This window comes from Komagataeibacter nataicola (assembly GCF_003207795.1).
GTDB classification, from domain to species: domain Bacteria; phylum Pseudomonadota; class Alphaproteobacteria; order Acetobacterales; family Acetobacteraceae; genus Komagataeibacter; species Komagataeibacter nataicola.
In genome coordinates this window covers 1-8,795 of the sequence record NZ_NIRT01000058.1, presented here as the reverse complement: position 1 = coordinate 8,795, position 8,795 = coordinate 1, and the positions used below count along the sequence as shown (strand labels likewise).

The 8,795-nt window shown below is 51.2% G+C and carries 6 protein-coding genes and 2 pseudogenes; 1 reads left to right on the top strand and 7 read right to left on the bottom strand.

Annotated features, from left to right (window positions below):
* Positions 1–172: 172 nt before the first annotated feature.
* The 7 genes and pseudogenes from CDI09_RS16770 to CDI09_RS18715 all read right to left on the bottom strand — a co-directional run.
* Positions 173–895, bottom strand: coding sequence for an LEM-3-like GIY-YIG domain-containing protein (locus CDI09_RS16770; protein WP_078526242.1), 723 nt, complete (start codon positions 893–895; stop codon positions 173–175).
* An 82-nt stretch (positions 896–977) separates the two neighbouring features.
* Positions 978–1,679 (bottom strand): DUF6998 domain-containing protein, encoded by a 702-nt coding sequence (locus CDI09_RS16765; RefSeq protein WP_078526244.1) that lies wholly within the window; start codon positions 1,677–1,679, stop codon positions 978–980.
* Between the two features lie 5 nt (positions 1,680–1,684).
* Positions 1,685–2,524: a TIR domain-containing protein gene (locus tag CDI09_RS16760; protein WP_078526246.1), complete on the bottom strand. Its 840-nt coding sequence runs from the start codon at positions 2,522–2,524 to the stop codon at positions 1,685–1,687.
* Between the two features lie 16 nt (positions 2,525–2,540).
* On the bottom strand, positions 2,541–3,227 hold the full coding sequence (locus CDI09_RS18355) for a type ISP restriction/modification enzyme (protein WP_167370210.1): 687 nt from the start codon (positions 3,225–3,227) through the stop codon (positions 2,541–2,543).
* Positions 3,224–3,349, bottom strand: a complete 126-nt coding sequence (locus CDI09_RS19030) for a hypothetical protein (RefSeq protein WP_408884519.1) — start codon at positions 3,347–3,349, stop codon at positions 3,224–3,226. The genes CDI09_RS18355 and CDI09_RS19030 overlap by 4 nt, the downstream gene beginning before the upstream one ends.
* Positions 3,310–7,719: a DEAD/DEAH box helicase gene (locus CDI09_RS16755; RefSeq protein ID WP_170120512.1), complete on the bottom strand. Its 4,410-nt coding sequence runs from the start codon at positions 7,717–7,719 to the stop codon at positions 3,310–3,312. The genes CDI09_RS19030 and CDI09_RS16755 overlap by 40 nt, the downstream gene beginning before the upstream one ends.
* A 45-nt stretch (positions 7,720–7,764) precedes the next feature.
* Positions 7,765–7,992, bottom strand: a pseudogene (locus CDI09_RS18715) (transposase); the annotation flags it as partial.
* On the opposite strand from CDI09_RS18715, the pseudogene CDI09_RS16745 reads away from it, so the two are divergent.
* Positions 7,934–8,692 (top strand): annotated as a pseudogene (locus CDI09_RS16745) (IS5 family transposase). The pseudogenes CDI09_RS18715 and CDI09_RS16745 overlap by 59 nt on opposite strands.
* Positions 8,693–8,795: the final 103 nt, after the last annotated feature.

The window sequence follows — 8,795 nt, the reverse complement described above, 5'->3', positions numbered from 1 at the left end:
TATGATCTGCTCTTCCGTAAAACGACTGCGCTTCATCCGTCCGTATCCTTCTCGATCGGACTCTACTTTTAAATGGTTACATTTCCGGGGGGCACGTCAGTGGGCATGTTCGGGGCAGCGTCACACGTCATAAATAATGGAATATTCTCAGGCGGAAGCGGAAGATGACGCTTTAATCAGGAGCATATCTGGTTCCGGCTTGCGAAAGGGAATAATCAGGGCCAAGGCGTTTGCCGATATACAAGGTCCGAATTTCTTCTGGAGCCTGCCGTCCGATAAACCCTTTTCTGTCTGGGTACTCTTTTTCAAATCCGGAAAAATACGCCTTTGTCGCCGGGAGCCATTTCTCGGCAATGAAAGCGTCTATTACCAAATTGTTTTTGATCGCCAGGATATATTCGATAGCTTTTAATCTCTCGGCAGATAACCGCCACGCATACCTGACAGCATCATAATTACTCATCATCGAAGATGTCTTGTTGACGGCGAGAAGGAGAACCTTGTGCTGAAAATCTATGAGGGGCGCCTGATACCGCAACAAGAGTTCCTGCGATGAGGCTACACCGCAATCATCCGAGTAGTGCCCCCGAACAATGTTGGTCAGGTTAGGGTATGCATCGATTAAGGCGGCTTCGACATGAAGCGCGGTGGCTTCATCCAGCTTATGCCGATGGATGAAATGGTTTACAGATAAGCCTTCCTTATGAATTTCCCTGATTCTATCCAGTTTCAGAGAAATGGCAGAATTTTCCTCCTTTTCAACACGCGCTCCCACTGCATGCTGGAACACACGATTCCCTTGGCCTTTGCCGACATAGAACGTCTCGCCGTTTCGAGGGTCAACAAGCCTGTAAACGTAATATCCAATTTGTTCACTAACGTCGTCACTAAACATTCTGCACCCTCGTATTACAGTCAGGCGCAGAATTGCATCTGCTGATACGTCGCTCAAGCCATAGGATGCGGTATGAAAATATTCATTTTATGATTATATGATGATTCCGTTTATCATGTGGCTTCTCCAAGGCTTCGATAGCTGAAATCACTTCAGATCCAAGCTGGCGGGTATTTCGTTTATTGCCAGTGTTGTTGAGAAGACTGACACCCAACGACGTGGCCAATTCGCGCAAGGCTGGCTTTGTTATCCTTGCGGGAACACCTTCTTTTTCCACTTGGATTGTACCGCTTTCATATTCGATGACCCTGTAAGGGCCATAGGAAACCTCTCTGACGGCCTTCTGGTCACCTATGGGAACGACTGCCTTCTGTTGACGTGGCGAGTAGATATAGACCTCTTCTGCTTCACGACACAGGGGCAGGAAATCGGATGCAGACATATCTGCAACTTCTTCGATGGATATGTCGTCATCATCAAAATTCAACCGCAAAACAACGACACGATGAACGACGTCGAAAGTGTTTTTGTTAAATCTGATATGTTGTGTAGACGTGACGGTTTTGACGGATATTTGTTCGCCTTCGGCTGAAACGACATCATAGCCCTTTTGGTTAACTTCAGGTGCCATCTGCCCACGAGTTTTCATGGCGACATATAGTTCGCCAATCCGACCAGTCAGGTGACGTAATTCAGCAGGATTGACTCCCCACTGGATCTCTTTTTCTAGCCAAGTCAAAGCATCTCCAAGTGAGCGAATAATCTGTATCTGTGATAAAGCCATTTTCTTTAACGGACCTTGTTCATATCAATAGTAAAACCTGCTGTTTGAAGTTCACGCGCAATCGCAAACTTCCACATGCCCGCGTCATCTATGTCGGTGTAAACGACACCGCTAATGTCCGATGGTGTTTCAACATTCCCTTTTTTTAGGGCGCATACTCGGTCACGTCCAAGTTTTGCGGTCAGATATCCGTGTTCAAAAATAACATTTTGGCGCGCGCGTGGTTGTTCATCGACTTCGGATGAAACCCGGCCAAGGTCACATGGAGTATATAAAACTATAGCGAATCCGCAGTCTGTTTCTTGCTCAATTTTCTCGATTATAGTTTTCCCGGCGTTAGTCTGTTCGTGTAAAATAATGGCGTCCAACCCCAATGATTCAATCAATCTGGCTGTCGCTGTTTTTGCAAGATCATCGCGCCCATGAACAATGAAAACCCTATTCGATTTACCGACAAGCGTTTTTCCTTTCTCACGTTGACCTAACTGGTGATCAAGCGTGGATCGAACCGAATCAAATACGGATTTTGTGATATCTTGCAAACCGTCTTTGGAACGGACAATACTTTCATAATCGATATACATAATGACGTTCGACGGCACGCGACTGTTAGCTTCATCAGTCAAAACTTCAATTGACTTATCGGATGACTTAATCGATATCTGTCTAATATCGGACGGTTTGATAAAATAGCCTTCAAAATGTATATCTTCTTTTTTTAGGTATGGCTCAACAATATTTCTCTTTATATTATTTATTTCCGTTTCATCGTATTGGATATAGGTCCGATAGTCATCTGACTTAATGAGCTTTTCATTGATTTGGACAACTACAAAATAATACACTTTTAAACCCCTATCATTAATCCAGAATTTCCAGGGCAGGAAGGTTCTTCACAATCTTCATGGTTTCTAAGCTGATCGTGATGACGCGCAGGAACAAGTCCAGTGGATAGCGGGGGTCGTTCATGGTTTCGATGGCCCAGTCATTGGCATCATTGACGATACCGCTAGCCTTGTCGGTCTTCACGCATTGACGTTCCACTACCCAGTCCAAGGCAGGCTTGCCGTTCACCACGTAGTCATAGGCTTCCAGGGGAATGCCTGTGACAGTGATGCGGTCATTGTAATGCAAGACGGTTTTGTCTTTGCCCTTGCCGTATTTCATCTGTGTCACCCGATAGTCGTCGGGTGTCAGGGGTTTGTTTCCCGTATCGATCTGTACCCCCTTGTAGATGGGTTGGCTGTCGAAATTGACGTGCATTTCGCCCAGCGTGCGACCAGCTTCGGAGAAGGCTCTGAAAGCCTCAAATGTCTTCACGCGGGGGATGCGAGGCAGTTCCTTCCGCAGAGTGTCTGCATAGCGTTCCCGATACTCCGGGGAATGCAGAAGGCCATAGACATAATAAAATAGGTCTTTCTTGGTGATGACCTGACCCGGATAAGCATCCTGGAAATGCTTCAACCCTTCATCCGTAATTGCATCACGACGAACGATTCGTGATTGAGAGGGTGTCTGTTCAAATAGACTGCCTTGAGAAGTGTTCATTGGCTGTCCTCCGTTTCGTAAAGAAACATCGGGAAGCATTGACCTCCATGCAGAAGGTGCAGGTCCGGAGTGGAGGATAGCATCATTGTTGAGAAAGGTCGGTCTTCTCCGGGGCTGGATATGCAAATAACAAGATTCTTCTCTTGTACTTCCGTTGTTGAGCGAGTATAATTGTCCTGTCCTGTCCTGTCCTGTCCTGTCCTGTCCTGTCCTGTCCTGTCCTGTCCTGTCCTGTCCTGTCCTGTCCTGTCCTGTCCTGTCCTGTCCTGTCCTGTCCTGCTTGGACCTCTTCGTATAAATATTCAGAAAAGCATTGTGTTCCTCCATCGCTTTGCAGGTCTGGGACATATTTACTCATCAGTGCAAACTGACTGCCATCATGCTGGCGCTGCTTGATCATGATTACCCGATTGTTTGCCTTTAGAGCAGGAAACAGCCGAGGCATCTGATAGACCATCTCATTCACGCATCTGTTGAAATAGAGCCATTGGGACGAAAACGGTCTGTAAATGCCCTTCGTAAGACAGTCAGAGGAATAGAGAAGGTCTTTCCCTTTGACAAAATCCTGCTTTAGAGCGCGGGTCCAGCTAATTTTGGCCGGGTTGGTATCAATAAACTTATCCACTTCATTGTCTCGTGTCTGTCTGTTCGAGACCGGGCATGCTTCATTAAAACGCTTGAGTTCCTGGTTATAGGCTGAGATGGTGGTTTGCATGTTGTCTGCCAGAGCCTTTTTCCCGGCATTCCAGCACCATGCATCCCGCTGGGTTTTGACACCAGCCGAATAAGTCGAGAACAAAACAGGTCCCGCGTTCTTGTCTTTACTTCCAATAGCGATGAACTTCCCAAAGCTATCATCTCGTTGCCGTAGCCAATCACCATATTCATCGGGTATGAGCTTCTGCCACAGACCTTCACTAGTCAGGCCATTGATACTGGCCAGTTCCTGAATACGTTTCAGCTTCTGTTCACGAGTCAGATAATCTCCAATATCATGGAACAGAATACGGCCCTGTTCCTTCGTATTGGGGTTCTTGACCATGAGGGAAATGGCAATCGGTGCACGACTTCCAGCATTGAATATCTTTCCGCCTTCCTTGCGAGATGTTTCTCCTGATGTCCGCTGGTTGCCCCGCAGATGAAATACATGGATGGAGGAAAATTCTTCGGTCAAACACTGGCGCAAACCGTTTGCCGTATTGGCATCTACAAATCCCGCATTGGTCACGAACCCAATGACGCCACAATCCCCAATGCGATCAGAAGACCAGCGGATGGCGCGGATATAGCTGTCATACAGGGCGCGCTTGTTCGTGGCGCTGGAACGCTCCGCATAGGTCTTCGCGATCCGTGTATTTAGGGCCGGATAGGCCACATTCTGGTTGTTGTCGTTCCCGCTTTCCTGTCCCACAGAATACGGCGGGTTGCCCATGATGACACGGATATCCAGATTTTTCTGCTTGTGAATACGCCGGTTGTTGTCCTCCAGGGACGAACTTACCAGGTCATGCGGTTCGTTCAGCCTGAAGGTATCCGTCAGACAAATGCCCTCAAACGGTTCATATTTTCCGTCCATTAGGTCGGAGAACGTCGCCTCGATATTAATGGAGGCGATATAATAAGCCAACAGGACGATTTCGTTGGCGTGCAGTTCCTGTCGGTATTTATGGAGCATCTGCTCCTTCGTAATCAGCCCGCTTTGCAACAATCGAGTGATGAATGTCCCTGTACCGGTGAAGGGGTCCATGATGTGGACACCCTTGCTCCCAAGGGTCTGGCCGAACTCGTTTTCCAGCACGTCATTGATGGAACGGATGATGAAATCCACCACTTCAATGGGTGTGTAGACGATACCCAGGCGGTCCTTTAGGCGAGGGAAGGCTTTCTGAAAAAAGCCGTCATACAGTTCCTTGATAACCTTCTGGCGACCGTAGGAGGTATCAATACCCGAAGCCCGTTCACGGACGCTGGTATAGAAAGCCTCCAGCCTGTCCGTTTCCTTGTGCAGGCTGTGCCTGTCCAGCGCATCCAGAACCATCTGCATGGCTCTGGAGATGGGGTTTTCGCGAATGAAGCTGTGGCCAGCGAACAGGGCTTCGAACACGGGTCGGGTGATGAGATGCTGTGCCAGCATCTTGATGACTTCGTCCTCACTGATGCTGTCGTTCAGTTCCGTTCGCAGGTCTGCCGTGAATTCATCGAATGAGGTCCGGGCTTCCACGTTGTCAGGGTTGTCCAGAATGGTCCTGATGCGGGTGATATGGGTCTGGGCAATCCGGGCGATATCATTGGCCCAGTCCTCCCAATGATGACGATTGCCGACCTTCTTGACAATTTTGGCGTAGATAGCCCGCTCGATTTCCCCGACTTCAAATTGTAGGGTTTCCTGCCTGTCATCCAAGGCGGAAGCGTTCTTTCCAATTCCGTAGGATGAATGGGCTTTCTGGGCTGTTCCCGTTGTCAGAGCTTTCGTCTGAGCCGTGATTTTCTTCGTGACCGCGATGACTTCCATGCGGGACGTGTCAGGTCTGGCCTGAAGATCCATCTTGTTGACCATGTGATCAAAACGGTCATCATGGGAACGCAGGGCCTGAAGCACCTGCCAAACCACCTGATAATTCTTGTTGTTATCCAGTGCCTGATCTGGCGGAACGTTCGCCGGGATAACTACGGGTAGAACGACATAGTCCCGCTTCTTGCCCGGTGCGACACGCATCACACGGCCCACGGACTGGACCACATCCACCTGTGAATTTCTGGGGGTCAGGAATAGGACAGCATCCAGCGCCGGCACGTCCACACCTTCGGACAGGCAACGGACATTAGACAGGACCCGGCACGTACCCTCTGGGGTTTCATCTTTCAGCCAAGCAAGCTTGCCTTCCTTTTCGCTGGCATTCATCCCACCATCGACGTGTTCTGATTCGCAGGTCAGGCGAGCTTCAGGTTCAATGTCTTCCTGTTCCTGATATTCCTCCACGACTTGCTGGAACATATCGGCAATCTGGATGGAACTTACCTTGGACGTCCTGCCCTTGTAGTCGGGAGAAATGACCTGACAGAAGGCGACAGCCCGTTTCATCGGTTCGGGTATGGTTGTCCCCTCACGAGGTAATCCGCCCGTTGCCAGCGCCTTCCAGCATCCAACAATTTTGGAGGCATCGGAGACGGTCAGGCCGTTATCGGGATCATCCAGAAGCTTCTGTACACTACGGCTGACGGTTCCCTCGTCAACCGCCAGCACGATGACCTTGTAGTCCACCAGCAGTTTGCGCCGGACGGCCTCGGAGAAGGTGATGACATGGAACTCCGGCCCATAGATGGCCTCATTGTTCATGCCATAGACAATGGCTCCTTCCCTTTCGGCCTTTTCCTGCGCCACATCGCCGTAAATACGCGGGGTGGCGGTCATGTAGAGGCGGTGCCTGCCAGCCAGATAATCCTGGTTATGGACGCGGACGAAGGCGCTGTCGTTCGCCTTGCCCCCGAAAGTGACCCCTGTTGTCCTGTGCGCTTCGTCACAGACAATCAGGTCGAACTCGGGGAGATCATGCTCCTTCTGGGCACGGCTGATGACATCAATAGAATGATAGGTCGCGAACACGACCGTCATATGTGCATCGTCATGCCGTTTGGCATGTTCGGTCGCCAGACGGCCGGGACTGGTGGTTGCCGGGTAGTGGATTTCGTGGATGTTGACCTTAATCTCGTCGTCGTTTTTTGCCTTCTTTTTCCCCACGTCACTATCAGAACAGACCGCGAAACTGTGGAGCGGAACCTGGCTTTCCTGGGTCCATTCGGTCAGGGTCTGAGATAGCAGAGACAGGCTGGGGACCAGAAACAGGACACGTCCACCGGCACCGACCTGCTTTTCCGCGATTTTCAGGCTGGTAAAGGTCTTGCCTGTCCCGCAGGCCATGATCAGACGGCCACGGTTATGGCTCGTGAAGCCTGCCAGGACTCGGCTGATGGCTGTTTTCTGATGGTCGAGTGGGGTCTTCTGTTTTCGTAGGACGGGAGCAATCTTGGGCTGATATTGTGACCAGTCAATCAGGCTGGTTTCCAGGTCATACAGATCAATCTTGCTGACAGGCGGATGCTGATCCGCAAGCGATGCCTCGGCGTTATCCGTCCAGTGATTGGTTGTGGCGACAATGATACGTCGGGCAAAATGCTTCTTTCCCGAGGCAGTGAAAAAGCTGTCGATATCCGGCTTGCTGATACGGTGGGATGAGGCATAAAATTTACATTGGATGGCGTGGTATTCGCCCGTGCCTCGCGTTTTGGCGACCAGATCGATGCCTGTATCCTTCGCGATGTAGCCTTTCTCGGTTGCCCACGCCTTGTATGTCCATACTTGGTCATACAGGTCCGCGTAGCTCGGCTCCGTCCGCAGGTAGCAGACAATCAGTTCCTCGAAGTAGGTGCCTTTCTCGCGTTCCGTGACGGATAGATTTCTATAGCTATCAAGCAGTTGGGAAAGCGCGGACATAATCGGGCAAGCCTTTGGACGGTCTGAAAATCACGTCCGTCCAGCTTACTCCGTAGAGGCGAGATGGGGAATGGCCTGTGATGAGGCTGTCTTCTCGTATCGGGTTGCGACAGCCCGCCATTCCTTGAGCCTTGCCCACAGGTTTTCGACCAGATGCCGATGCCTGTAAGCCCATTTGGGGCAGACGACTGGAGGATCGTTTTTCCTTGGCGGGATGACAGGACGGGATCCCCTGTTCCATAGATACTCACGGAATTTGTGCGAGGCATATCCCTCTGGCGTGTCAGACGAAGAATGGTCGTTGGTTGTTCCGTATGTGGTTTTGATGCGAGAGGACGCGGAACTGCAGCAGCATGATCTGCGCGAACTGTTCAACGGGTTGCGCTACGTGATCCGCTACGGGATTGCCTGGCGCGCCATGCCGAACGATCTGCCGCCCTGGTCGGCGGTCTATCAGCAATCCCGTCGTTGGATGGAGGCAGGCTGCTTCGAAGCACTGGCGTCTGACCTACGTGCTGTGCTGCGCATGGCTTCCGGCCGCAAGGCGGAACCTACGGCGGCCATCCTCGACAGCCGAACCTTGCGTTCGACGCCGAAGAGCGGATTGCGCGCCGGATATGATGGGACCAAACGCAAAAAGGGCTCGAAGCTGCATATGGCCGTGGACACGTTTGGCCATCTGCTGGCCCTGCACGTCACGCCAGCCAATCGGGACGATCGCGCCGAGGTCTGACGCCTCGCCGCCGCCATTCAGGAGGTGACGGACGAAAGCGTCGAACTGGCCTATGTCGATCAGGGATACACGGGCGAGAAGCCGGCTGAGACAGCGTGGGCCCATGGTGTCGCCCTTGAGATCGTCAAATTGCCCGAGGCCAAGCGCGGCTTTGTCCTGCTGCCGCGCCGATGGGTCGTAGAACGGTCTTTCGCATGCTTCATGCTCAGAAACGCCGCTATCCTCGCTCAAGGTGCATAACACCCTCTAGCAGCCTGTCGGGTTGGGGTACCCTGTGAAGGGGTAAGGCTGTAGAGTGTCGCGATGAGCCGCTTCATCCCGTTTGACCGATCCCAGCCGTATC

What these genes read in the sequence shown, in the direction of transcription:
- CDI09_RS16770 (WP_078526242.1), bottom strand. Translation starts at nt 895, where the DNA reads ATGTTTAGTGACGACGTTAGTGAACAAATTGGATATTACGTTTACAGG.
- CDI09_RS16765 (WP_078526244.1), bottom strand. Translation starts at nt 1,679, where the DNA reads ATGGCTTTATCACAGATACAGATTATTCGCTCACTTGGAGATGCTTTG.
- CDI09_RS18355 (WP_167370210.1), bottom strand. Translation starts at nt 3,227, where the DNA reads ATGAACACTTCTCAAGGCAGTCTATTTGAACAGACACCCTCTCAATCA.
- CDI09_RS16755 (WP_170120512.1), bottom strand. Translation starts at nt 7,719, where the DNA reads ATGTCCGCGCTTTCCCAACTGCTTGATAGCTATAGAAATCTATCCGTC.